The organism is Streptosporangium sp. NPDC006930 (assembly GCF_040635605.1).
In the GTDB taxonomy this organism is placed as follows: Bacteria; Actinomycetota; Actinomycetes; order Streptosporangiales; family Streptosporangiaceae; genus Streptosporangium.
Map to the genome: position 1 here is coordinate 285,553 of NZ_JBEYID010000002.1, position 23,528 is coordinate 309,080.

General features: G+C 71.0%; 22 protein-coding genes. 5 read left to right on the plus strand and 17 right to left on the minus strand.

All coding sequences use genetic code 11. The features are described from left to right. Positions 1-30 precede the first annotated feature (30 nt). Complete coding sequence (gene groL / locus ABZ664_RS04540) at positions 31-1,650, minus strand: chaperonin GroEL (protein ID WP_350943337.1); 1,620 nt, start codon at positions 1,648-1,650, stop codon at positions 31-33. 90 nt (positions 1,651-1,740) lie between these two features. Further along, on the minus strand, positions 1,741-2,052 hold the full coding sequence (gene groES / locus ABZ664_RS04545) for a co-chaperone GroES (RefSeq protein ID WP_030912806.1): 312 nt from the start codon (positions 2,050-2,052) through the stop codon (positions 1,741-1,743). A 244-nt stretch (positions 2,053-2,296) separates the two neighbouring features. Between groES and ABZ664_RS04550 the strand changes: the two genes are divergently transcribed. Both ABZ664_RS04550 and ABZ664_RS04555 read left to right on the plus strand, forming a co-directional pair. Continuing rightward, on the plus strand, positions 2,297-3,463 hold the full coding sequence (locus tag ABZ664_RS04550) for a class I SAM-dependent methyltransferase (RefSeq protein WP_362502911.1): 1,167 nt from the start codon (positions 2,297-2,299) through the stop codon (positions 3,461-3,463). Positions 3,464-3,677: 214 nt separating this feature from the next. After that, the gene (locus ABZ664_RS04555; RefSeq protein ID WP_362502913.1) at positions 3,678-4,955 is read left to right on the plus strand and encodes a hypothetical protein; all 1,278 of its coding nucleotides are present in this window, start codon (positions 3,678-3,680) and stop codon (positions 4,953-4,955) included. A gap of 191 nt (positions 4,956-5,146) precedes the next feature. Here the strand turns inward: ABZ664_RS04555 and ABZ664_RS04560 are convergent, their stop codons facing one another. Further along, positions 5,147-5,749: a MarR family transcriptional regulator gene (locus ABZ664_RS04560; RefSeq protein ID WP_362502916.1), complete on the minus strand. Its 603-nt coding sequence runs from the start codon at positions 5,747-5,749 to the stop codon at positions 5,147-5,149. A gap of 110 nt (positions 5,750-5,859) precedes the next feature. Here ABZ664_RS04560 and ABZ664_RS04565 point away from each other — a divergent pair, with 110 nt between their 5' ends. Beyond that, positions 5,860-6,918 carry an alkene reductase gene (locus ABZ664_RS04565; RefSeq protein WP_362502919.1) on the plus strand — a complete coding sequence of 353 codons (1,059 nt, stop codon included), beginning with the start codon at positions 5,860-5,862 and terminating at the stop codon, positions 6,916-6,918. Between the two features lie 305 nt (positions 6,919-7,223). Here the strand turns inward: ABZ664_RS04565 and tsaD are convergent, their stop codons facing one another. The 10 genes from tsaD to ABZ664_RS04615 form a co-directional block, all read right to left on the minus strand. After that, positions 7,224-8,255 (minus strand): tRNA (adenosine(37)-N6)-threonylcarbamoyltransferase complex transferase subunit TsaD, encoded by a 1,032-nt coding sequence (gene tsaD / locus ABZ664_RS04570; RefSeq protein WP_362502922.1) that lies wholly within the window; start codon positions 8,253-8,255, stop codon positions 7,224-7,226. Beyond that, on the minus strand, positions 8,248-8,679 hold the full coding sequence (rimI, locus tag ABZ664_RS04575) for a ribosomal protein S18-alanine N-acetyltransferase (protein ID WP_362503920.1): 432 nt from the start codon (positions 8,677-8,679) through the stop codon (positions 8,248-8,250). Before rimI ends, tsaD begins: the two co-directional genes overlap by 8 nt. A gap of 17 nt (positions 8,680-8,696) precedes the next feature. Continuing rightward, the gene (gene tsaB / locus ABZ664_RS04580; protein WP_362502925.1) at positions 8,697-9,380 is read right to left on the minus strand and encodes a tRNA (adenosine(37)-N6)-threonylcarbamoyltransferase complex dimerization subunit type 1 TsaB; all 684 of its coding nucleotides are present in this window, start codon (positions 9,378-9,380) and stop codon (positions 8,697-8,699) included. Positions 9,381-9,411: 31 nt separating this feature from the next. Next, entirely contained in the window at positions 9,412-9,972 is a 561-nt protein-coding gene (locus ABZ664_RS04585) for a class F sortase (RefSeq protein ID WP_362502928.1), read from the minus strand. A 6-nt stretch (positions 9,973-9,978) separates the two neighbouring features. Beyond that, positions 9,979-10,647 (minus strand): hypothetical protein, encoded by a 669-nt coding sequence (locus ABZ664_RS04590; RefSeq protein ID WP_362502931.1) that lies wholly within the window; start codon positions 10,645-10,647, stop codon positions 9,979-9,981. A gap of 169 nt (positions 10,648-10,816) precedes the next feature. Continuing rightward, a complete protein-coding gene (gene tsaE / locus ABZ664_RS04595) occupies positions 10,817-11,269 on the minus strand; it encodes a tRNA (adenosine(37)-N6)-threonylcarbamoyltransferase complex ATPase subunit type 1 TsaE (protein WP_362502934.1) in 453 nt (150 codons plus the stop codon). A 122-nt stretch (positions 11,270-11,391) separates the two neighbouring features. Continuing rightward, complete coding sequence (locus ABZ664_RS04600) at positions 11,392-12,465, minus strand: alpha/beta hydrolase (RefSeq protein ID WP_362502937.1); 1,074 nt, start codon at positions 12,463-12,465, stop codon at positions 11,392-11,394. Positions 12,466-12,485: 20 nt separating this feature from the next. Further along, positions 12,486-13,613, minus strand: coding sequence for an alanine racemase (gene alr, locus ABZ664_RS04605; RefSeq protein ID WP_362502940.1), 1,128 nt, complete (start codon positions 13,611-13,613; stop codon positions 12,486-12,488). Further along, positions 13,610-15,205: an NAD(P)H-hydrate dehydratase gene (locus ABZ664_RS04610; protein ID WP_362502943.1), complete on the minus strand. Its 1,596-nt coding sequence runs from the start codon at positions 15,203-15,205 to the stop codon at positions 13,610-13,612. The genes alr and ABZ664_RS04610 overlap by 4 nt, the downstream gene beginning before the upstream one ends. Before the next feature lie 10 nt (positions 15,206-15,215). Next, positions 15,216-15,566: a holo-ACP synthase gene (locus tag ABZ664_RS04615; RefSeq protein ID WP_362502946.1), complete on the minus strand. Its 351-nt coding sequence runs from the start codon at positions 15,564-15,566 to the stop codon at positions 15,216-15,218. A gap of 181 nt (positions 15,567-15,747) precedes the next feature. Here ABZ664_RS04615 and ABZ664_RS04620 point away from each other — a divergent pair, with 181 nt between their 5' ends. Then, on the plus strand, positions 15,748-16,437 hold the full coding sequence (locus tag ABZ664_RS04620; protein ID WP_362502949.1) for an SDR family NAD(P)-dependent oxidoreductase: 690 nt from the start codon (positions 15,748-15,750) through the stop codon (positions 16,435-16,437). A gap of 56 nt (positions 16,438-16,493) precedes the next feature. On the opposite strand, the gene ABZ664_RS04625 is transcribed toward ABZ664_RS04620, so the two are convergent. Together ABZ664_RS04625 and glmS are read right to left on the minus strand one after the other, a co-directional pair. Further along, positions 16,494-17,909: an alkaline phosphatase PhoX gene (locus tag ABZ664_RS04625; RefSeq protein WP_362502951.1), complete on the minus strand. Its 1,416-nt coding sequence runs from the start codon at positions 17,907-17,909 to the stop codon at positions 16,494-16,496. 176 nt (positions 17,910-18,085) lie between these two features. Continuing rightward, a complete protein-coding gene (gene glmS / locus ABZ664_RS04630) occupies positions 18,086-19,933 on the minus strand; it encodes a glutamine--fructose-6-phosphate transaminase (isomerizing) (RefSeq protein WP_362503923.1) in 1,848 nt (615 codons plus the stop codon). A 155-nt stretch (positions 19,934-20,088) separates the two neighbouring features. Between glmS and coaA the strand changes: the two genes are divergently transcribed. Then, entirely contained in the window at positions 20,089-21,024 is a 936-nt protein-coding gene (gene coaA, locus ABZ664_RS04635) for a type I pantothenate kinase (RefSeq protein WP_362502954.1), read from the plus strand. A gap of 57 nt (positions 21,025-21,081) precedes the next feature. On the opposite strand, the gene ABZ664_RS04640 is transcribed toward coaA, so the two are convergent. Both ABZ664_RS04640 and ABZ664_RS04645 read right to left on the minus strand, forming a co-directional pair. Beyond that, positions 21,082-21,861: a class I SAM-dependent methyltransferase gene (locus tag ABZ664_RS04640; RefSeq protein ID WP_362502957.1), complete on the minus strand. Its 780-nt coding sequence runs from the start codon at positions 21,859-21,861 to the stop codon at positions 21,082-21,084. Between the two features lie 180 nt (positions 21,862-22,041). Further along, on the minus strand, positions 22,042-23,220 hold the full coding sequence (locus tag ABZ664_RS04645; protein ID WP_362502960.1) for a cytochrome P450: 1,179 nt from the start codon (positions 23,218-23,220) through the stop codon (positions 22,042-22,044). Positions 23,221-23,528: the final 308 nt, after the last annotated feature.

Genomic DNA, 23,528 nt, shown 5'->3' on the forward strand with positions numbered 1-23,528 from the left:
AGACGCGAGCCGTGCGGAACCGCTGAGGAATCAGTGACCGTGACCGTGGCCGTGCCCCTGGCCGGCGGCCGGAGCCTCCTCCTCGGGCTTGTCCACCACGAGGGCCTCGGTCGTCAGCAGCATGCCGGCGATGGAGGCGGCGTTCTGGACGGCCGAGCGGGTGACCTTGACCGGGTCGATGACGCCCTGGGCGATCAGGTCGCCGTACTCGCCGGTGGCGGCGTTGAAGCCCTGGCCGACGGACAGCTCGGTGACCTTCGCCGTCACGACGTAGCCCTCAAGGCCGGCGTTCTCCGCGATCCAGCGGGCCGGCTCGACGAGAGCCTTGCGGACGATGGAGACACCGGTCGCCTCGTCACCGGTCAGGCCCAGGTCGTCGAGGACCTTGGAGACGTGGATGAGCGCGGAGCCACCGCCGGAGACGATGCCCTCCTCGATCGCCGCACGCGTCGCCGAGATGGCGTCCTCCAGGCGGTGCTTCTTCTCCTTCAGCTCCACCTCGGTGGCCGCGCCGACCTTGAGCACGCAGACGCCGCCGGAGAGCTTGGCGAGGCGCTCCTGGAGCTTCTCGCGGTCCCAGTCGGAGTCAGACTGCTCGATGGCGAGCTTGATCTCCTTGACGCGGTCGGCGATCGCCGCGGCCTCACCGGCACCGTCGACGACGGTGGTGGAGTCCTTGGTGATGACGACGCGCCGGGCGGTGCCCAGCACCTCCAGGCCGACGTGCTCCAGCTTGAGGCCGATCTCCTCGCTGACGACCTGACCACCGGTGAGGATGGCGATGTCCTGCAGCATGGCCTTGCGGCGGTCGCCGAAGCCCGGCGCCTTGACGGCGACGGAGGTGAAGGTGCCACGGATCTTGTTCGTGACGAGAACCGCGAGGGCCTCGCCCTCGACGTCCTCGGCGATGACCAGCAGGGCCTTCTTCGTCTGCGCGATCTTCTCGAGCAGCGGCAGGAAGTCCGCGACAGAGGCGATCTTGCCCTGGGTGATCAGGATGTAGGGGTCCTCCAGGATCGCCTCCATGCGCTCCTGGTCGGTCACCATGTAGGGCGACAGGTAACCCTTGTCGAACTGGAGACCCTCGGTGAACTCGAGCTCCAGGCCCATGCTGTTGGACTCTTCGACGGTGATGACACCGTCCTTGCCCACCTTGTCGAACGCCTCGGCGATCAGCTCACCGATCTTGGCGTCCTGCGCGGAGATCGTCGCCACATTCGCGATCTCCTTCTTGTCCTCGACCGGGCGGGCCGACTCGATCAGCCGGTCGCTCACGGTCCTGGCCGCGATGTCGATGCCGCGCTTGAGGGAGAGCGGCTGCGCTCCGGCGGCCACGTTGCGCAGACCCTCGCGGACCATGGCCTGGGCCAGGACCGTCGCGGTGGTGGTGCCGTCACCGGCGACGTCGTTGGTCTTGGTCGCCACTTCCTTGGCCAGCTGGGCGCCCAGGTTCTCGTACGGCGTCTCCAGCTCGACCTCGCGGGCGATGGTGACACCGTCGTTGGTGATGGTGGGCGCACCGAACTTCTTGTCGATGACGACGTTGCGGCCGCGCGGGCCCAGCGTCACCTTGACCGCGTCCGCGAGAGCGTTCACGCCGCGCTCGAGAGCTCGGCGCGCGTCCTCCTCGAACGACAGGGTCTTCGGCATGACAATCCTCTCTATAAGTACGTCGGCGCATCAAAGCCCCGGGCGCTCATGCGACCCGGGGCTCGATACGTCATCTTTGTGAAGCGAGAACTACTTCTCGATGATGGCGAGCACGTCACGGGCGGAGAGCACGAGATACTCCTCGCCGTTGTACTTCACCTCGGTGCCGCCGTACTTGCTGTAGAGGACCACGTCGCCCTCCTTGACGTCGAGCGGAATCCGCTTCTCGCCCTCGTCGTCCCAGTTGCCGGGACCCACCGCGAGGACCTTGCCCTCCTGCGGCTTCTCCTTGGCGGTGTCCGGGATGACCAGACCGGAAGCGGTGGTCTGCTCGGCCTCAAGCGGCTGGACCACAATGCGGTCGCCGAGCGGCTTAACGGGAACCTTGGTGGCGGTCGTCACGTCGGACCTCCCCTTCAGATATGAATGATCTAGAAGAGGCGACCAGCGGTCTGCCGTCGCGGGTGTCAGACCTGCCTCGTCGCATGTATTTGGCACTCTCACCGGGAGAGTGCCAATACGGAACAGTATGCAAGGTGGCCTTGACAGTCAACACGAAGCACCCCTTCTCCGCTTCACGCGAACGTCAAACCAGGTGGAAGCCCTTCGGCGAAGCCCTACGGTCAAGGCGGTAGCGTCGGCTGATGTGAATCTCGACGCATTCCGGGAACTCCTCACCCAGCGCGGCCAGGAGGCCCTGGGCGCCGCGGCCGAGACCGCCGCCGACGACCCGATGACGGCGGTGACGAGGTTAAGGAAGATCTACGACGCGGACCTGACCTCCGCGGCGCTCACCCAGGCGACGCTCAGGCTGCGCGCGCGGGAGAAGTTCGGCGCCGACGCCGATCTCATGTACTTCACCCGGACCGGCCTGGAGCAGGCCACCCGCCGCGAGGTCGCCGACCACAGGGCGCGGCGCCTCCCCGCCGGCTCGCGGGTCGCCGACGTCTGCTGCGGCATCGGCGGCGACCTCCTCGCCCTGGCCAGGGCCGGGTGCTCCGTCGAGGCCGTCGACGCCGACCCGCTCACCGCCGCGATCGCCCAGGCCAACGCCGATGCCCTGGGCTTCGGCGACCGGGTCTCGGTCCGCGCCGCCGACGCCTCCACCCTGGACCCGGCCGCCTTCGACGTCCTGTTCGCCGACCCCGCGCGCCGCGGCGCGCGGGGTCGGACCTTCGACCCGATGGGGTACTCACCGCCCTGGCCCGCCGTGCTGGAGATGGTGGCCGGAGCCGAGGCGGCCTGCCTGAAGGTCGCCCCCGGGATCCCGTACGAGTTCGTCCCCGAGGGCGCGGAGGCCGAGTGGGTCTCGTACAGGGGCGACGTCAAGGAGGCCGTGATCTGGTGCGGTGCGCTGGCGGGCGAGACGGCGCGCAGGGCCACGATCCTGCCGTCGGGGGCCACGATGACACCCGACCCCGCCCTCGGTGATCCCGCCACCGGCCCCGCCGGGCGCTACATCTACGAGCCCGACGGCGCGGCGATCCGCGCCCACCTGGTCGCGGAGATCGCCGCGTCGGTCGGCGGGCATCTGCTCGACCCGCAGATCGCCTACATCACCGGTGACACCGCGACGCCGACGCCGTGGGCGTCGCGGTACGAGGTCCACGAGACGCTGCCGTTCTCGCTCAAGCGGCTGCGGGCGGCTCTCCGCGAGCGCGGCGCCGGCAATGTGACGATCAAGAAGCGTGGCTCCGCGGTGGACGTCGACCGCCTCAGGAAAGACCTCCGACTTTCCGGCGGGGAATCCGCGGTGGTCATTCTCACCCGAATCGGTGACCGGCCGTTCGCCTTCCTGTGCACCCCCGACTGACCGACGGATCATCACCATCTGACCAGCCAAAATAGTCAATTCTTCCAGCCAACCGGCAATTCCTTTCTTTTATTCTCGCTGCCAGAAAACCCTGATCCAGGGGCTAAGGTTGCCGGGCGGGAGTTCTCTCTCGCCTGCGTTTCCCTCTCGTTCATCAGCAAATCCCATCAAATCCAACCGCGCGGCTGAGCGTCGGCGAGCGAAGGAGCTCTCGGTGGATCACTCCGACCACACCCTGCTCCAGGCAGGCGGCCAGACCGCCATCTCCGACCGGATGCGCGAGCTTCTCGCCCGCGCGGCACAGGACCACGTCTACGAGCAGCGCACCCAGGGGGCCGTGCTCGACGAGATCCGGCGGCGCCTGGAGGGCATGGAGTGGGTGCTGCGCGAGGTCAGGGAGCGCGAGATCGGCGGGCTGAACGGCACGCTGGAGTCCGTCCACGGCCGGCTGGACGACATCGCCGCCCGCCCGCCCTCCTGGGCCGAGGGCCTGGCCCAGCACGTCGAGGCGATACGCGACCACGTCGACGCCGTCGGCGAGCGGGTCGACTCCCTCGGCCGCCGCGTCGACACCGTCCGCGACCGGGTCAGCCCCCTGGGCGAGCTGCCGAGCCTGTGGACCGACCTCGGTTCCGTGGGCGAGGGCATGGACGAGGCGCTCACCCGCCTGCGGGCGATCTCGGACGGCACCCAGGGCCTCGACGAGCAGGTGGGGCAACTGGCCGAGCACCTGGGCAGGCTCCAGGCCGACATGGGCATCGCGGCGCACCGGTTCAGCCGCCTCGACAGGGCCGTGGCCGACCTCTCCCAGCGCACCGGGCGCGTCGAGGCGGGGATGCTCGACCTGGTGGCGAGCGTCCAGCAGGCCGTCGGCACGGCCACCGACCGGATGCTCGCCGCCGTCGAGCAGGTGAACGGCAAGGTCGACCTGGTGAGCGGAAGGGTCGAGCAGGTGGGCGCCAGGGTCGACCTGGTCGCGCCGAGGATCGACGAGCGCGCCGCCGCCGTCGAGAGCCGCATCGACAGGCTGGACGGCCATCGCATGACGGCCGGTGGCCGCTTCGACACCCTCGACGAGCGCCTCGACGACATCGAAGGGCGCCTCACCTGCCGGATGGACGTCATCGACTCCCGGCTGTCCACGCTGGACGGGCGTGCGGAGAAGTCCGCAGAGCGCCTGGAGAGCCTGGACGAGCGCCTGGAGGACCTGCCGGCCGTGCTCGGCGTCGGCGCGCTCATCGGCGTTCAGACCGCCGAGCAGCGCGAGCGCTTCGACTCCCTGGACGAGCGCGTCATCAGGGCGGAGGCGGCGCTCTCTCCTCTCGCCGAGACGCTCCGCGCCCTGCCCGACCGCGACGAGCTCTCCGAGGCCCTGAGCGAGACCGTGGAGCCCGCGCACGCCGACCTCACCCGCCGCCTGGGCACCCTGGAGGAGACCATGCTCGCCCTGGCCGAGGCGTTGCTCCGCCCCACCAGGGGCGACAAGGACTGATCTCGGTTCTCCGCCGAGGGCCGCTCCGGGCCCTCACCGGCCCCGCTCAGCCCTCACCGGTCCCACTCGACCTTCGCGAAAAATCCCGCCCGGCCCTCGCCGGAAATCCCACCCGGCCCTCGCCGCCCAAACCGTAGGGAGACCCGAGCCTCGCGGGGAGAGGGCGAACCTCGCGGAAAGTACGGACGCCGTCAGCCGGAGCGCGTGGCATCGGCCGCCGGGCGCCTCCCCTCGCCTTCGACGACCTTCGCCTCGCGGCACAGGTTGTTCCTGACCACGGAGAGCAGGGACGACAGCTCGTCGATCTGCTCGGCCGTCAGCCCGTCGGTCATCCGCCGGTGCACCTCGGCGAGGACCCGGTCCACCTCCGGGCGGAGCGCGTGTCCCTTGGGCGTGATGTCGACGATGCTGATCCGCCGGTTGGCGGGGTCGGGCCTGCGACTGACGAAACCGCTGCGCTCCAGGCGCTGCAGGGTCTTGGTCATGGTGGACACGTCGATGCCGACGATTCTCGCCAGGGCGTTCTGCGACTGTGGGCCGTTGTCCCACAGCGCGCCCATCACACGCTCCTGGCCCGGGTAGAGGTCGATCTCCCCGAGGAGGTCGGCGAGCAGCACGCGGTGGCCGCGAGTGGCGTAGGCCATCAGGCAGTTGAGGTCGTTGTCGTAGTCGCCGCAGTCACCGGCGGACGAGGAGCACGCCTCGACCTCGTCACCTCCTCCGGAGAGGGCCTCGGGTGCCGTGCCTCGCTCTTCGGTCACGTCGCGCTCTTCGTCGATCGACAACTCCGCCATGGTCGGGTCCTTCCGCTCCCCCCGAGACTACCCGCTTGCATGTTGGCCGACCAAGTTGTAGAACTACTTATTGGCTAGCCAAGTTGGCCAACCAACAAAAGGAGTTCACCATGCCGTTCTCACCGTTCACGCTCGCCGGCCTCCAGCTGCCCAACCGCCTGGTGATGGCGCCCATGACACGCTCCCGGGCCTACGTCGACGGAATCCCCTCGTCGCTCACCGCCCTCTACTACGCCCAGCGAGCCTCGGCGGGCCTGATCATCACAGAGGGGGTCCAACCCAGCCAGGCCGGCAAGGGCTATATGGACACCCCGGGGTTGCACACCGACGAACAGGTGGCCGGGTGGCGTGAGGTCACCGACGCCGTCCACGCGGCGGGCGGCAGGATCTTCGCCCAGATCATGCACGCCGGCCGGATCGGCCACCCCGACAACACCGGCGCGCTCCCCCTCGGGCCGTCCGCCGTACGACCGGCGGGGCAGATCTTCACGCCCACCGGCCTGCAGGACTACCAAACCCCGCTCGAACTGACAACCGCCCAGGTCGAGTCCACCGTCCAGGACTTCGCCGACGCCGCCGCGCGCGCCGTGGAGGCGGGCTTCGACGGGGTCGAGTTGCACGGCGCCAACGGCTACCTCATCCAGCAGTTCCTGTCGCAGAACGCCAACCTGCGCGACGACCACTTCGGCGGCTCGCAGGAGAACAGGATCCGCTTCGCCGTGGAGACCGCGCGGGCGGTCGTGGACCGGATCGGCGCCTCCAAGGTCGGCATCCGCCTCTCGCCGGGCAACGGCGCGGGAGACCTGGTCGAAGACGACATGCACGAGGTCTACCCGGCGCTCGTCTCCGAGCTCGCCGCGCTCGACCTCGCCTATCTCCACCTGGTGGCGAGTTCCTCCGAGGAGCTCAACCAGGAGATCCAGACGCTGTGGCCGAACACCCTCATCGTCAACGACCCCTCGATCGGCGACCCGGCCGACAGGGCCACGCGGTGGCTGGAGCGCGGCGCCGACCTGGTCTCGCTGGGCCAGTCGTTCCTGGCCAACCCCGACCTGCCGCTCCGCCTCCGCCTCGGCGCCGAGCTCAACCAGGCCGACTTCGGCTCGGCCTTCGGCGGCGACCACCGCGGTTACACCGACTACCCGGTGCTCACCCTGCACTCCGTCTAGAGGCACCCGTAGTGAAGAACCTCCGGGAGGCAGGAGCCCTCGAAGGAGAAACCCTCAGGGCGAGCTCCGGGAGGAAGAACCCGCAAAAAGGAAGAGCCCGTGCGGCCGCCGCCCAGCGGGGGCGCGACGGCCGACGGGCGCACACGGACACCCCGGCGGGGATCCGACGCACGCACGAACACCCCCAGCGGACACCCCAGCGGGGGCGCGACGGCCGACGGGCGCGCGCGGACACCCCGGCGGGGATCCGACGGGCGCGCGGACGCCCTCAGCCGGACGTCATCCCCGTACGAGGGCGGGGCCCGTCAGACGTGGACGGTGGTGACGGGCATCGAGGAGTCGGCCGGGATGTCCAGCCGCGACGGCGTGATGCCGGCCGCGACCAGGTCCGAGCCCAGGGCCGCCACCATGGCTCCGTTGTCCGTGCACAACCCGGGGCTGGGGACCCGCAACCGGACACCGGCCGCGTCACAACGCTCCTGGGCCATCGCCCTCAGCCGGGAGTTGGCCGCCACCCCGCCGCCGATCAGCAGGTCGTGAACGTCGTACTTGGCGCACGCCTGCAGCGCCTTGCGGGTCAGCACGTCGACGACGGCCTCCTGGAACGACGCCGCCACGTCGGGCACGTGAACCGGCTCACCCGCCTTCTCCCTCGCCTCCACCCACCGGGCCACGGCGGTCTTCAGGCCGGAGAAGGAGAAGTCGAGCGTCCCGTCGTCGTACTTGCCGCGAGGGAACGCGATCGCCGCGCCGGAACCGTCACGGGCCACCCTGTCGATGTGCGGCCCGCCGGGGAACGGCAGCCCGAGCACCCTCGCCACCTTGTCGAACGCCTCGCCCGCGGCGTCGTCCACCGTGGAACCCAGCGAGATGACGTCCCTGGCGACGTCGGGCACCAGCAGCAGTGACGAGTGCCCGCCGGAGACCAGCATCGCGATGCAGGGCTTGGGCAGGGCTCCGTGCTCCAGCTGGTCCACCGCGACGTGGGCGGCGAGGTGGTTGACGCCGTACAGCGGCACGCCCAGGCCCAGCGAGTACGCCTTGGCCGCGGCGACGCCGACGAGCAGCGCGCCGGACAGGCCGGGCCCGGCGGTGACCGCGATCGCGTCGACGTCGGCGAACCGCAGGCCCGCCCGCTCCAGTGCCCGCTCCACGGTCGGGGTCATCGCCTCCAGGTGCGCCCTGGAGGCGACCTCGGGCACCACCCCGCCGAAGCGGGCGTGCTGCTCGACACTGGAGGCGATGGCGTTGGCCAGCATCGTGTGCCCTCTGACGAGGCCGATTCCCGTCTCGTCGCAGGAGGTCTCGATGCCCAGGACCACCGGTTCGTCACGCATGGAGATCCTTCCTCATCATGATCGCGTCAGTGCCGTCCTCGTAGTAGCGGCGGCGCAGGCCGATCCGCTCGAACCCGAACCTGTCGTAGACGGCCTGCGCGCCCAGGTTGTCGGCGCGCACCTCCAGGAAGACCGACACGGCGCCCCTGCGTGCGGCCTCGGCCAGAAGCTCGGTCAGCATCGCGCCGCCGACGCCGGTCCCGCGCCACTCGGCCAGGACGGCGATGGTCTGCACGTCGGCCTGGTCTCCCGCCGCGGCGAGGCCCGCGTAGCCGACGATCACGCCGTCGACCAGGGCCACCACGTAGTGCCTCGTCCTCGGCTGGTCGTCGAGCTCCCCCCGGAGCATGCCCTCGCTCCAGGCGTCGGCGGGAAAGGTCTTCCGCTCGACCTCCATCACCGCGGGCAGGTCGTCCGCGATCATCTGGCGCAGGACGGCCGTCACGTGGAGACCTTCTTGGGCGCCGAGGGCACCTTGGCGTCGGGCCGGCGCAGGTAGATCGGCCGGGGCGGGCCGAGCACGGGGTGGGTGCCGCTCTCCGCGGCCTCGCGGACACCCGGCTCGCCGAGTCGCCCGGCGGCGAGCGCCGCCATCGCGCCCGCGCCGGGATACTCCGGCACGTCCAGGATCCGGGAGGCGCCGACGATCTCGGCGTACATCCGCGCGCCCGCGCCGACCAGCGGGAGCTCTCCCGGCAGATCCTGGGGCCGGTCCACCGCGGGGCCCGACAGCCGGGTGCACGGGTCCCGGTAGTGGCCCCAGAACACCTCCTTGCGCCGGGCGTCGGTGGCCACCAGGAACGGCTCGTCCGGTCCGCTGCCGTACGCGAGCGCGTCGAGGGTGCACACGCCGTACGCCGGGACGCCCAGCGACGTCGCGAGGGCCTGGGCGGTCACCAGGCCGACCCGCAGGCCGGTGTAGGGGCCGGGTCCCGAGCCCGCGACGATGGCGGTGACGTCGCGGAGCGAGGCCCCGGCCTCGCTCAGGACCGTCTCGATCGTGGGGACGAGCAGCTCGCCGTGACGGCGCGCGTCGATCGTCGTCGACTCGGCGAGGACCCTCTCACCGTCGTGCAGAGCTGCGGTGACGGCGGGGGTCGCGGTGTCAAAGGCCAGGACCAGCACGAACACTTAGCCTAGCCCGTCCCGCGAGGGCTCAGGTCTTGACCAGGGTGGCGTAGACGATGAGGTTGTCGCGATACTCGTGGCTGTCCCAGTCGAAGGTCCCGCCGCAGGTGATCAGTCGCAGGCCGTCCTCAAGATAGACCTTGTCGGCGGGGAACCGGTTCTTGCTGATCTGCTCGACCGCGTCCACCCGGTACTGGGCGACCTTGCCGTCGCTGCGTACGACCTTGATGACCTGCCCCTCCCGCATCTCCTTGAGCTTGTAGAAGACCGCGGGCGCGGTCTTGGTGTCCACGTGCCCGAGGATCACCGCGGACCCCTGGTCGCCGGGGACCGCGCTGTCCTTCACCCAGCCCGCGACGTTCGGCTTCTCGTACGGCGGCAGGTCGACCCGGCCGTCCGTCACACCGAGCTTCATCAGCGGCGCCTTGATCCCCAGTGAGGGGATGTCGATGCGGCTGGGCGAGACCGACGCGCGGGCGGGCGCCTTCTCCTTCTCGACCTCACCACCCCTGTTGCCGAACGCGACCATGACGACGCCGGTGATGACCCCGGCCAGGACGATCCTGGACCAGCGGGTTGAATCGGCCATCGGGGACTACGAACGGCGGCGACGCACGACCGCGATGCCGATGCCGCCGGCCAGGGCGAGAGCGAGCAGGACGCCGGTCGTACCGATCGGGGCGCCCGAGTCGTTGGGGCCTCCGGCGGCGGTGCCGCCGCCACCCGTCCCCGGCGCCTCGGTGCTGATGATCGTCCTGGTCGGCTTGGAGGTGGGGTCGGAGGTGGGGGTGGAGCTCGGCTCGGTGTCGGCCACGATCCTGAGGTTGGCCTTGCCGGTGTCGTTGGTCCCCTCGCACCTCGCGTTGACCTCGTGAATCCCGGGGGCGGTGCCCTCGGCGACGGTGGCCTGGCCACGGACCCACGGACGCGGCGTCGGGGTCGCGGTCGAGGCGGGGTCGGGCGTGGGCGTGGCGAGGATCGGGTCGAGGGTCACCGGGGTGCGGAAGATCTTGGAGGACGCGGTACCGCGATGCTCGGGACCGCCCTGCGGGATCGGGCAGTTGGCCAGGATCCATACCTTCTGCCCGGCCTTGGCGCGGGCCGGCTGGAGCTGGACCTCGATGTCCTGCCGACTGATGCCGGAATCAGGTGGGGCCGGGGTGGGTGTGCCCGACGGGTCTGCCGATTCGGCGCCCGCAGAGCACCCGACCAGTCCGAAAAGGAGGATGGCTCCCACAACCGCGACACGCTTGACGCTTGGCACCGTCGAACTCCATTTCGCCCTCCGGCCGACGACCCTCGCCCGGCACGATTTCCCACCTGTTCCCCATTAAACATGGGCAAACCCGCAAGAGTCGATCATCACGCCTGACGATCTAGACCAATGGTGCGTAGTCCGAGCGTGCCAGGATTTCTCTGTCTTTGTAGGCAGATCAGATGACGCCGTTCCAGCGCGGCCCGATTCCCCTGAGGGTGACGGTCCGCTCCTCCCCCGGCTCGCCGGACGCGCCCCTGCCGATGAGGATCTCCAGCCGATCGTCGGCGAGCCCCTCCACCAGGCCCTCGCCCCACTCCACGACCGTCACCGACTCCTCGATCGAGGCGTCCAGGTCCAGGTCGTCGACCTCCAGATCCCCCCCGAGGCGGTAGGCGTCGACGTGGACCAGGGCCGGTCCGCTGGAGAGCGAGGGGTGCACCCGGGCGATGACGAAGGTCGGCGAGGTGATCGGGCCGCGCACCTTGAGCCCCTCGGCGATCCCCTGCACCAGGGTCGTCTTGCCCGCGCCGAGCGGGCCCGAGAGCACCGCGAGGTCCCCCGGGCGCAACAGCGCCGCCAACTCCTCGCCCAGCTCCCGCATCTCCTCGGCGGTCGCCACGATTCTCACCGCTTCGTCACTCCTGTTCCATACCTTCCTGGGCCTCACGCGGTCTTCCAGGACTCCGCGCCGTCTCACGGCCCGGGCGCCCCGTCCGGGGGCTCACCGTGCGCCGTACGTGCGCCTCCGGCTCACCGGTCCCCGTCATCGGTGTCGCCCGTGTCCACCCGCTTGAGCAGATCGTGCAGAGCGTCGTTGACCACGGTAGGCCGCTCCAGCTGGACCAGGTGCGAACTTTCCGGAACCTCGGTGAACCGGGCGCTCGGCAGCGCCGCCGCCATCGCCCTGCTGTGCTCGACGGGCGTGAGCCAGTCCTTGTCGCCGACCATGATGCAGGTCGGGACCCCGTCCAGCACGCGCAGCGCGCTCAGCTTGTCGTGCGACATCAGCGCCGGGTAGAACTCGGCGATCACCTCGAACGGGGTGGAGCGGATCATCGACTCGACGAAGTCGACGACCGTGGGGCTGACGTTCTTGGAATCGCCGAAACCCAGGTAACGCAGGGCGAGGAAGGCCACGTCGTTGCCGACCTGGCGGCTCTTGTCGACCAGCGAGCCGCCGCGCCTCAGGATCGACACCGTGCCCGGCGTGACCTTGTGCACCGCCTTCGACAGCAGCGCGGGCAGGCCCAGGGAGATCTCGCCGAGTTTGCCGGTGGAGGTGGAGATCAGCGCCACACCCCTGATCCTGTCGCCGAACAGCTCCGGGTGCCGGTCGGCGAGCGCCATGATCGTCATACCGCCCATGGAGTGGCCGACGAGCACGCACGGGCCGGGCACCAGCGCCTCGATCACCTCGGCCAGGTCGTCGCCGAGCCGGTCGATCGAGCAGTCCTTCATCGGGATGCGCGGCGAGCGACCGTGGGAGCGCTGGTCCCACAGGACCAGACGGTGCTCGCCGCCCAGGTCGCGCCGCTGATAGTGCCAGGAGTCGAGGTTGAGCGTGTAGCCGTGGCAGAACACCACGGTCAGCGGAGCCTCCTCCTTCCCGTCGACCTCGACGTGCAGGGGAACGCCGTCGGAGGTGGTGACCGTGGTGGGATGGCCGCGCAGCTCTCCGAGCGGCTCGCTCGCCTCCAGGTCGGGGCGGAGCCTGATGCGTCCGACGGCGTACCGCTTGGCGAGGGCCCCGGCGGCCACTCCGGCCGACGCGACGCCGACGACCGCGCCCGCGATGCCGACCTTGCGCCGTCTGGTACTACTCATGCGCCCCCCTAAGCTTCCTTTCATCGGTAAACGCGCGGGACCCGCGAACCGATCCTGGTCACGATCTCATGCGTGATCGTGTCGAGGGAATCCGCCCACTCCTGAGCGGTGGGTTCGCCACGAGAACCGTCGCCGAACAGGATCACCTCGTCACCCTCCGTCAACGGGTCGTCCCCTACGTCGATCATGAACTGGTCCATGCAGACCCTGCCCGCGATCCGCCGCCTGCGGCCACCGGCCAGCACCTCCGCCACGTTGGTGGCGTGCCGTAGGACCCCGTCCGCATACCCGAGGGGGACGAGGCCAAGCGTCGTTTCCCGATCCGTGACGTACAGGTGCCCGTAGGAGACGCCCGACCTGGCAGGCACCCGTTTGACCAGCGCGATCCGCGCGACGAGCGTCATCGCCGGACGCAGCCCGAAACCTCCGAGCCGGGGCACGGGGCTCAGGCCGAAGGTCGCGATGCCCGGACGGACCAGGTCGTAGCGTGCCTGCGGCAGCGTCAGGATCGCCGCCGAGTTGGCGATGTGCCTGATGACGTGGGAGCCTCCGGCCCCGGCCTTCTCCGCGATGTGCAGCGCCTCGTCGAAGGCCGCCAGCTGGGCCGCGATGGACGGGTCTCCCGGTATGTCGGCGCAGGCGAAGTGGGACCAGAGCCCGACGATCTCGATCACGCCCTCGGCCTGATGCCGCAACGCCCGCTGGACCAGGGCTGCCCATTCCGCCGCCGTCGCGCCGCCGCGTGACATGCCGGTGTCGACCTTCAGGTGCACCCTCGCCGTCCCACCGGCCTCCGCGGCGGCGTCGGCGATCGCGTCGATCATCGAGACGGAGCTCGCCGACAGCTCGATGTCGTGCCCGACGGCCTGCTCAAGCGGCTCTCCCGGCGGGATGATCCACGCCAGGATCGGCGCGGTGATCCCGGCGGCCCTCAGTTCCAGGGCCTCGCGGATGTAGGCGGTGCCCAGCCGGCCCGCGCCGGCCTCCAGACAGGCGCGGGCCACGGGAACCAGCCCGTGCCCGTAGGCGTCGGCCTTGACCGCGACCATCATCTCGGCGCCGGGAGCGTGGCTCGCGAGCTGCCTCACGTTCTCACGAATCGCCGAGAGATCCACCCGTGCCTCGGCGGGAGTCATCGGGAAACTCATGACCCCAGTTTGGCAGGTGAGAGGCGATGCCGAGGCCCGCCGAGCAGGGAGCGCGCCACCTCCGGCAGGGCCTCGGCGACGTCCCAGGCGGTGAGAGGGCCGCCTCGACCGGCGATTCCGTGCAGGTGCGCGGCGCAGGAGGCCGCGTCGTACCCGCTCAGTCCCGCGGCCAGCAGCGCGCCCGCCAGACCCGCCAGCACGTCGCCGGTGCCGCCGGTCGCGAGCCAGGGGCTGCCGGTGAGGTTGATCCCGACCGGCCGGTCCTCCTCGGCGACCAGCGTGGTCGAGCCCTTGAGCAGCACGGTCACGCCCAGTTCCGCCGCCGCCCGCCGTACGCTCTCCAGGCGCCGCGCCTCGATCCGCTCCCTCGGCACGCCGATCAGGCGGGAGAGCTCGCCCGCGTGCGGGGTGATCAGGACCGGCGCGTCCCTGCGGAGCAGCGCCCTGTCCTGGGCCACCAGGGTGAGCGCGTCGGCGTCGACGAGCACGGGGACCTCGCTCGACAGCACGGAACGGGCGACGGCACGGGCCTCGTCGCCGGTGCCGAGGCCGGGGCCGAGCACCCACGCCTGCACGCGGCCCACCCTCTCGACCCCCTCTCCGGGGGCGAGCGTGGTGATCACGGCCTCCGGCCAGCGGGCCCGCACCTGGGCCACCGGTTCCGCGCCCCCCGCGTAGCGGACCATCCCCACCCCGGCCCGCAGCGCCCCGCCCACGGCCAGCACCGCGGCGCCGGTGTAGAGCTCGCTGCCCGCCGCGATCCCGACGACGCCCCGGCGGTACTTGTCGGAGGAGGCGTCGGGCCTGGGCAGCATCGCGGCAACGTCGGTGTCCGTCGGCGCGACCGCCTCGGGGGCGGGCAGGTAGGGGCCGAGGCCGATGTCCACGAGTTCCGTCCGGCCCGCGTGCCGGGAGCCGGGATCGACGAGCAACCCGATCTTCCACGCCCCGAACGTGACGGTGGCGTCCGCGACGACCGCAGGCCCCTCCACCCGGCCGCTGCTCGCGTCCACGCCGCTGGGCACGTCCACTGCGACGACCTCGCCGGGCGCGTCGTTCGCGAGCCGGGCGAGGGTCGCGTACGGCTCCCTGAGCGCCCCTGCCCCGCCGATCCCGAGCATGCCGTCCACGATCAGGTCCGCCGCGTCGAACAGGCCGCGAACGCGCGCACCCGCGGGATCCGCCGTGGCCACCGCGAGACCGGGCCCGTTTCCCGCGCCGTGGCCGGGACCGGGGCCGGAACCGGAACCGGGATCGTGGTTGTGGCCGGGATCGGGGTTCAGGCGGGTCACGCGACCGCCCGCGCGGCGCAGGGCCTCCAGGCCCGCCGCGTGGACGCGCGTACCGGCGAGGAGCGCGTCGACCCTCGCCCCCCTGGCCGCGAGACGGGCCCCGGCGTGGAGGGCGTCACCGCCGTTGTCGCCACCGCCGACGAGCAGCACAACGCGGGAGCCGTATACGCCGCCGAGCATCCTGGCGCAGATCACCGCGAGCCCGGTGGCCGCCCTCTCCATCAGGGCGCCCTCGGGCAGCGTCGCCATCAGTGCCGCCTCGGCCGCCCTGATCTGGTCGGAGGTGTACGCGGTCCGCATTCCACCGAATCTATCCCTCGGCGATCACGTAGGCGATCGCGACGCCCCCGTCGTGGGTGAGGGAGACGTGCCACCGGGCCACGCCCAGGGCCTCGGCGACGTCGGCCACCCGGCCGGTCACCCGCAGCTCGGGCCGCCCGTGCTCCCCGCTGAGCACCTCGGCGTCCAGGTGACGCAGTCCGGGAGGTGCACCCAGGGCCTTCGCGACGGCCTCCTTCGCCGCGAACCTGGCTGCCAAGGACTCCGTGGCCAGCCCGCTCTCCCCCTCGGTGAACAGGCGTCCCCGCAGCGCGGGCGTCCGCACCAGCGTCGCCTCGAACCTCGCCACGTCCACGACGTCGACACCGATACCAACGATCACCCTCCCAGGCTAGAAGAGAGGACCGGTGCCGTGACACCGCCCTGTCCCGATCGGACCCGGTCCCCGATGGAGCACGAATCGCCATACCCCGGGCTTCACCAGTGATCCGCAGGTCACTTCCAAGAAGCCCTGCCCAGACTGTGCGACCTCAACGGAGACTCCACCACAGGGGGAACAACCCATGAAGATCGCACTGGTCACCGGCGCGGGACGGGGCATCGGCCGGGAGATCGCCCGGCAACTCGCCGAGCGCGGGATGACCGTGTTCGCCGGGGTCCGCGACGAGAGCCAGGCGCCCGAGGGCACCCGTCCGCTGCCGCTCGACGTCACCGACGAGGCCGCGGCCCTGAACGCCGCCAAGACCATCGGTGAGGAGTTCGGGAAGCTCGATGTCCTGGTCAACAACGCCGCACTCTGCGGTGACTACGGCGTGGCCCCGGTGGACGTGACGGCCGGGCACATGCGGACCACCTACGAGGTCGGCGTGTTCGGGGTCGTCACGGTGACCCACGCGATGATCCCGCTGCTACGGGCCTCCGGTGAGGCCAGGATCGTGAACATGACGACCCGGCTGGGCTCGCTGACCCTCACCTCGGCCAGGGACGGCATCAACCCCGACTGGGCGATGCTGGCCTACAACTCCGCCAAGAGCGCGCTCAACGCGATCACCGTGCTCTACGCCAACGAGCTGGACGGATCCGGGATCCTGGTCAACGGCGTCGACCCCGGCCATTGCGCCACCGACCTGACCGGTCACACCGGAGCCCGCACGGCGGCCCAGGGCGCGGCGGTGGCCGTGCGGATGGCGACCCTCGACGGCGACGGCCCGACCGGCACGTTCAGCTCGGAGGACGGCCCTCTCCCCTGGTGACCGAGCCCTCCTGATTGCCGGGTTTCTCCGCCTCAGAACCCTCCACGACCTGGAGGTCAGAAGCCGCCGCGCTGCCAGGGGCCCCAGATGGCGAAGCTCGTCCCCTTGGCGGACTGAACGTTGACGTAGAGGGTGTGACCGCCGGGGCCGAAGGTCGAGCCGGCGAACTCGGCGCCGGAGTCGCCGCGGACGGGGGCGAGGCGGGAGAAGTCGAAGATCTCGCCCTGACGGGTGAGGCCGCGCAGGTAGTTGCCGCCCGCGCCGTCCTCGCAGAGGACCAGGGTGCCCCTGGGGCTGGCGGTGACGTTGTCCGGCAGGTCGAGGGTGACCGCGCCCGGCGACTCGTAGACGAGTTTGAGTCGCCCGCTCCACGTCTCGTACGCCCACACCTGGCCGCGCCCCTTGCCGAAGCCGCCCGGCGGGGTGTCGCCGGGCGCGGTCGCGCCGCCCTGGGTGGAGACGAAGTAGATCGTGCCGTGGTGGTTGATCGCCCCCTCCAGCCGGGAGAAGAGCGCCGCGCCCTTCGCCCTGCCCTGGTTGCCGACGGCCTGGAGGGCGAGGCTGTTGGCGGGGGTGCCGATGAAGGTGGGATCGGGGTCGTCGATGTCCACCCAGGTGGTCGCGTACGAGGCTCCCCTGGGCTGGCCGAGGGAGAGGTTCTTGCCGGGGGCGCCCCGCACGGCCAGCATCTGGAGCCGGCCGCCGTCAAGGATGCGGCGGGCCGTCAGCGGGTTCTTCGGGGGCAGGTAACGGTAGAAGCCGGAGGCGAAACCGAAGTTGTCCTCGGTGAGGTAGAGCGCGCCGGTGAACCCGTCGAACGCGACCGACTCGTGGGCGAACCGCCCGGCGTTCCTGATCGGCCCTCCGGCCTCGTCGTCGAGCGGGACCTCGAAGATGTAGCCGTGTTTGCGCGTGAGCCTGCCGTTGTCCTGGCCGGTGAAGTCGTCGCCCACGTCCGGCCCGTTCACGGTCTCCTCGCAACTCACCCAGGCGCCCCAGGGCATCGGGCCGCCCGAGCAGTTCATCTGGGTGCCGGTCAGGCTGGGGGCGGAGGTGAGCACCTTGCCGTAGCGGGTGACCCTGAGCGTCGAGGTGCCGCCGCCGGCCGCCGGATCGTAGGCCTTGGCCGGGTTTCCGAACGCGCCGACCGGGCCGTTGACCTCGTGGTTGCGGATGAGGATCGCGCTGCCGCCCGGCCCGCGGAACGCGGCCATGCCGTCGTGCCTGGAGGGGACGGCGGACCCGTCGCTGTACTTGTCACCGGCCGAGCTGAAGGACCGGTAGTGGAAGCCGTCGGGCAGGTGGAGGCGCACCACGCCGTCCCGCTCGTCCTTGACCGGCTTCAGCGGGCCGTACCCGGCCCCCGGGAGAATCTCCCCGTTCGCCCCCGCCCGCGCGACCCCCGCGAACGGCCCGGCCACCCCCAGCGCGGCCAGCGCGCCACCTCGGGCGAGGAAACGACGACGGTCCATCTTGCGGCTCCCTTGGATCCGGTGGATTCACGCCACGTTGATGCGCCTCAGTAAACCGTTATATGGCATATATCGACACTTAATGGGACAAGAAGAAGGGCAGACCCTATACCCACTTACGGCTGTGGGTAATCCATAGACTTATCCACAGGCTGTGGACAACGCACGGGGAGGGCTTACTCCACCGTGACCGACTTGGCGAGGTTGCGGGGCTGGTCGACGTCGTGCCCCTTGGCCGTGGCCAGCTCGCAGGCGAAGACCTGGAGTGGCACCGCGGCGACCAGCGGCTGGAGCAGGGTCGGCACGACCGGGATGTGGATCAGCGTGTCGGCGTAGCGCCCGACCGCGACATCCCCCTCCTCGGCGACGACGAGGGTCCTCGCCCCCCTCGCCCGGATCTCCTGGATGTTGGACACGATCTTGTCATGGATCACCCGCTGGCCGGACGGCGAGGGGACGACCACCACGACGGGGAGCCCTTTGTCGATCAGCGCGATCGGCCCGTGCTTCAGCTCACCCGCCGCGAAGCCCTCCGCGTGCATGTACGCCAGTTCCTTGAGCTTCAACGCCCCCTCCAGCGCGACGGGAAAGCCCACGTGCCGCCCCAGGAAGAGCACGCACCGCTCGTCGGCGAGCGACCTGGCCAGCGCGCGGACCGGCTCGACGGTCGAGAGGACCTCGCTCACCTTCGACGGCGCCTCCGCCAGCCGGTCGACGATCTGGGTGATCTCGTCGCCGTACTTCGTCCCCCTGACCTGGGCGAGATAGAGCGCCACCAGATAGCACGCCACCAGCTGGGTGAGGAACGCCTTGGTGGAGGCCACCGCGACCTCCGGGCCCGCGTGCGTGTAGAGGACGGCGTCGGACTCGCGGGAGATCGTGGAACCGTTCACGTTGCAGACCGCCAGCACCCGCGACCGCTGCCCGCGCGCGTGCCGTACCGCCATGAGGGTGTCCATGGTCTCGCCCGACTGGCTGATCACGATCACCAGCGTGTCCCGGGTGAGGATCGGGTCGCGGTAGCGGAACTCGCTCGCCACCTCGACCTCGCAGGGCAGCCGAGCCCAGTGCTCGATGGCGTACTTCGCGATGAGCCCGGCGTGGTAGGAGGTCCCGCAGGCGACCAGAATGATCTTGTTGATGTCACGTAGCTCCTGGTCGGACAGTCGCATCTCGTCCAGCACCAGCCGACCGTCCTCGCCGACCCTGCCGAGCAGCGTGTCGGCGATGGCCCGGGGCTGCTCGGCGATCTCCTTGAGCATGAAGTGGTCGTGGCCGTCCTTCTCGGCGGCCGAGGCGTCCCAGTCGACGTGGTAGTCACACGTCACGGCCGGGAGGCCCTGGAAGTCGGCGACCGTGATCTTCGAGGGGCGCAGCTCGACCACCTGGTCCTGGCCCAGCTCCACCGCCTCGCGCGTGTACGCGATGAACGCCGCCACGTCCGAGCCGAGGAAGTTCTCCCCGTCGCCCCTGCCGATGACCAGCGGCGAGTTGCGCCGCGCCCCCACCACCACGTCGGGCTCGTCGGCCGAGACCGCGAGCAGGGTGAACGCCCCCTCCAGCCGCAGGCAGACCCGGCGCATCGCCTCCATGAGCCCTCCGGCGGCGAACCGCTCCAGCAGGTGCGCCACCACCTCGGTGTCGGTCTCGGAGACGATCCGGTGCCCCGCGTTCTCCAGTTCGGCCCTGAGCGCGGCGAAGTTCTCGATGATCCCGTTGTGGATGACCGCGATCCGCCCTTCGCAGTCGGTGTGCGGATGGGCGTTGCGGTCGGTGGGGGCCCCGTGGGTGGCCCATCGGGTGTGCCCGATCCCCGTCGTCGCCGCGGCCGGCGGTGTGGGACGTGAGATCAGCGCCGAGCGCAGGTTGGCCAGTTTCCCCGCCCGCTTCTCCACGACCAGGCCGTCCGCTCCGACCAGAGCGATCCCCGCCGAGTCGTATCCCCGGTACTCCAGCCGGCCCAGCCCCTCGACCGCGACCTCGATCGCCTGGCGCTGTCCCGTATATCCCACTATTCCGCACATTGTCATACCCCCTCCCTGAGAGATCGTCCGGCGCGTCTATGGAGAACCCCCTGGACAGGCCAAGAATCCCGTCCGGTGCCCCACCGGGATCCGATTCCCGACGGACCAACACCCGCCAAGAACCCGCTCCCGACGGATCAGTAGGCTCTCTGAACATGGCCAACGGTTTGGACACCGCGACACCGTACGTGCAGCTCAGCCGGGCTCAGTGGAGCGAACTCCGCAAGAACACGCCCCTCACGCTCACCGAGGACGAGCTGGAGGAACTGCGCGGCGTCGACGACCCGATCGACCTGGCCGAGGTCACCGACATCTACCTGCCGCTCACCCGGCTGCTCAACCTCCACTTCACCGGGGCCAGGCAGCGCAGCGCGGCGCTCAACACCTTCCTCGGCGGAGGGCGCAGGGCGGCCCCGTACGTCCTGGGCATCGCGGGGAGCGTCGCGGTCGGCAAGTCGACCACGGCCCGGCTGCTGCACACCCTGCTGGCCCGCTGGCCCGAGCACCCCCGGGTGGACCTGATCACCACCGACAGCTTCCTCTTCCCCAACGAGGTCCTCACCGCGAGGGACATCATGCACAGGAAGGGCTTTCCCGAGAGCTACGACCGGCGGGCCCTGGTCAGGTTCGTCGCCGACGTCAAGGCGGGCCTTCCGGAGGTGACGGCCCCGGTCTACAGCCACCTGGAGTACGACATCGTGCCCGGCGCGACCCAGACCGTGCGCCGCCCCGACATCCTCATCGTCGAGGGCCTCAACGTCCTGCAGCCCGCCCCGCCCACCGCCCTCGCGATCAACGACTACTTCGACTTCTCCATCTATGTGGACGCCAAGGTCGAGCACATCCGCGACTGGTACGTGGACCGCTTCCACAAGCTCCGCCGTACGGCCTTCGAGGACCCGAAGTCCTACTTCAAACATCTCGCGGACCTGTCGGAGGAGGAGGCGACCGACTTCGCCAGGAACATCTGGCGCGACATCAACGAGCGCAACCTCGTCGAGAACATCGCCCCCACCAGAGGCCGGGCCGACCTCGTCCTCCACAAGGACGCCAACCACTCCATCCAGCGCGTCCGCCTCCGCCGCATCTGATCGGAAACGACGGCCGCGCGGCTCGGACGTAGCACCGGTTCGGTGTCCGGAGGAGACTCAGCCGGCCCGGCGGGCGACGTACAGGATCCGGTCATGGCCGTCCTCGTCGGCCGGCTCCCGCGCCGACGTCCCCACCAGCCCGCGGGTGGCCACGACGCGCAGCCCGGCCCGCTCGGCCACCCGGCGCACCGTCCGGTCGGAGCGGTGCCGCTGCACGTGCCGCATCGACACCCGCTCCCAGCCCGCGCCGGCCCGCTCGAACAGGTCGAACTGGGTGACCACGACCGCGTCGGCCTCGATCCGCGGTGACGCCGCGAACCACGCCACGTACCGGTCCCCGCGGTCGGCGACCGTCGGGACGCCGAACGTACGCCGGTAGTAGCCGATGGTGCTCAGGTCGAAGATCAGCACCCCGTCCCCCGCGAGCTGGTCGCGCGCCGACGCCAGCGCCCGCCGCAGCTCGTCCGTGCCGGTCAGGTACGCCATCGGCAGGTCCACGCAGGCGACCACGTCGAAGCCGGTCAGCCCCGGCGGGGGCTCCTGCAGCCGTCCCACCAGGAACCGGATCTCCTCGGCTCCGGGTCTGCTCCCGGCCATCGCCACCATCGCCGGGGACAGGTCGTAGCCGGTCACCTCGAACCCCCGCTCGCGGAAGGCCACGCTGCTGCGGCCGGTCCCGCACCCGGCGTCCAGCAGCCGCCGCCCGCCCGTACCGTACAGGTCCGCCATCTCCACGTAGCGGTCCACCAGGGTGGCGGTGTCCATCCGCGCGTTCAGCTCGTCGTACCGTGCCGCGACGCTCTCGTACGCCGCCAGCGTCTCGTCCACATGCGTCATGAGCGCCTCCCTGAGCGCGGACGTCCCGTCGGGGGCCGCGCCGGGCCGTCGGGGGCCGGGCGCGGCCGGGGGAGAGAGTCTTACCAGATGAACCATGCCTGCCGGTTGACCCGGCGGCCGGTAACACGGCGCAGCAACTTCCTCATGGAGTTCACCTCCTTTCCTGGTGGTCGCTGGCGGTCAGGGCCTGATGGGGGTCCGGCGCAGCTGGAACGGGGGCGGGGTGATGATGCCCGCGACGTGGGGGCGCCCGTGGCCGCCGCGCACCTCCAGGCGGGCGCCGTCGCTCACGGCGGTGAGCAGGCCGGTGGCCAGGGTCTGCGCGACAGCGGCCCCTGCGCAGGTGAACGGGCCGCCGCCGAAGGGCAGGTAGGCCCCGCGGGGGCCGGGGCCGTCCCACCGGCCGGGCCGGAACCGGGTGGCCTGCGGCCAGTGCCGCTCGTCGCGGTGCAGCAGGTAGACGCAGACCGACACGCTCTCCCCCGGCTCCAGCCGCACGCCGCCGATCCGGTGGGCTCGGTGTACCGGGCGGCCCAGCAGCCATGCCACCGGCCACAGCCGCAGCGACTCCCGTACGGCCGCCTCCGCGGGCACGTCCGCCAGGTCGACGCCGTGGGTGGCGGCCGCCAGCAGCGCCCAGCCGACCACGTGGCCCACCGGCGCCACCGAGGTCCGGAACAGCAGGAGGTACACCTGGGCGACCTGCGCGGCGGGCGTGTCAGGCGGGGTGGATCCGAGCACGGCGTCCAGCAGGTCGCCGGGGCGACCGGGACCCAGACCGGCCCGACCGGCCCGGCGGGCGCGTACCTCGCCGGCGACCGCCCGCACCACGCGCGCCCACAGCGCCGTCCGCGCCGCGCGTGCCAGCCGGCCGCCGGGACGGATCAGGACGTCGCGCTCCACCACTCGCGTCATCAGCTCCCGCAGCGCCGGCGGGCTGTCCGGGCGCAGCAGCGCCTCGGCCAGGAACCGGTGCGCGGCGGTGCGCCCGGCCGACGGCCACTCGCTGACCTCCCCCAGCCCCGCCACGACGGCGGGCAGCCGCTCGCGGTGGGCGGCCAGGTGGGCGCGCACCGTCGCCCGCGCCGCGCGCCCGATGGCGACCTGCGTCTCCCGCGGCCCCAGCCGTCCGCCGCGGACATGGAAGAAGTCGGACACCTCGTCGTAGTGGCCTTCCTCGTTGTGCAGCACCCGCAGGGCCTCGACCGGGTCGGCCACGCACAGTGACCCGTCGTCGGGCAGTCGGAACACCGGGCCGTGCTCGCGGGCCGCCCACTCGACGAACCCCAGCGGGTCGCGGCGGTACCGGCGCGCCGCGCCGCCGGAAGCGGTCCGATCCGATTCGCCGGCCGTCGCCATCCCACCCCCATGCCGTCCGTGACCTCGGGTGCACGCGCGGGTGGTGCCGTCCACGCGCCCCGCCGGGACAGGCGCCGCCCGTCACCTTCGCCGGGCGGGCGACCGGGCCTTGGGGCCCGCCGGTAGGCGGCGACGACGAAAAGGGCGACACCACACCAGGAACAGCGGAAGCCTATACCTGCGAGTCATTCTCAATGGTCATTGAGTGAACGATGGGAAATATCAGTGTTTTATTGACAGAATTGGTTGAATAAACGTCGCGGAGGTATCCTCCGAATAGGTCGTCCGTTCCCGCTCAGGCACGGCGA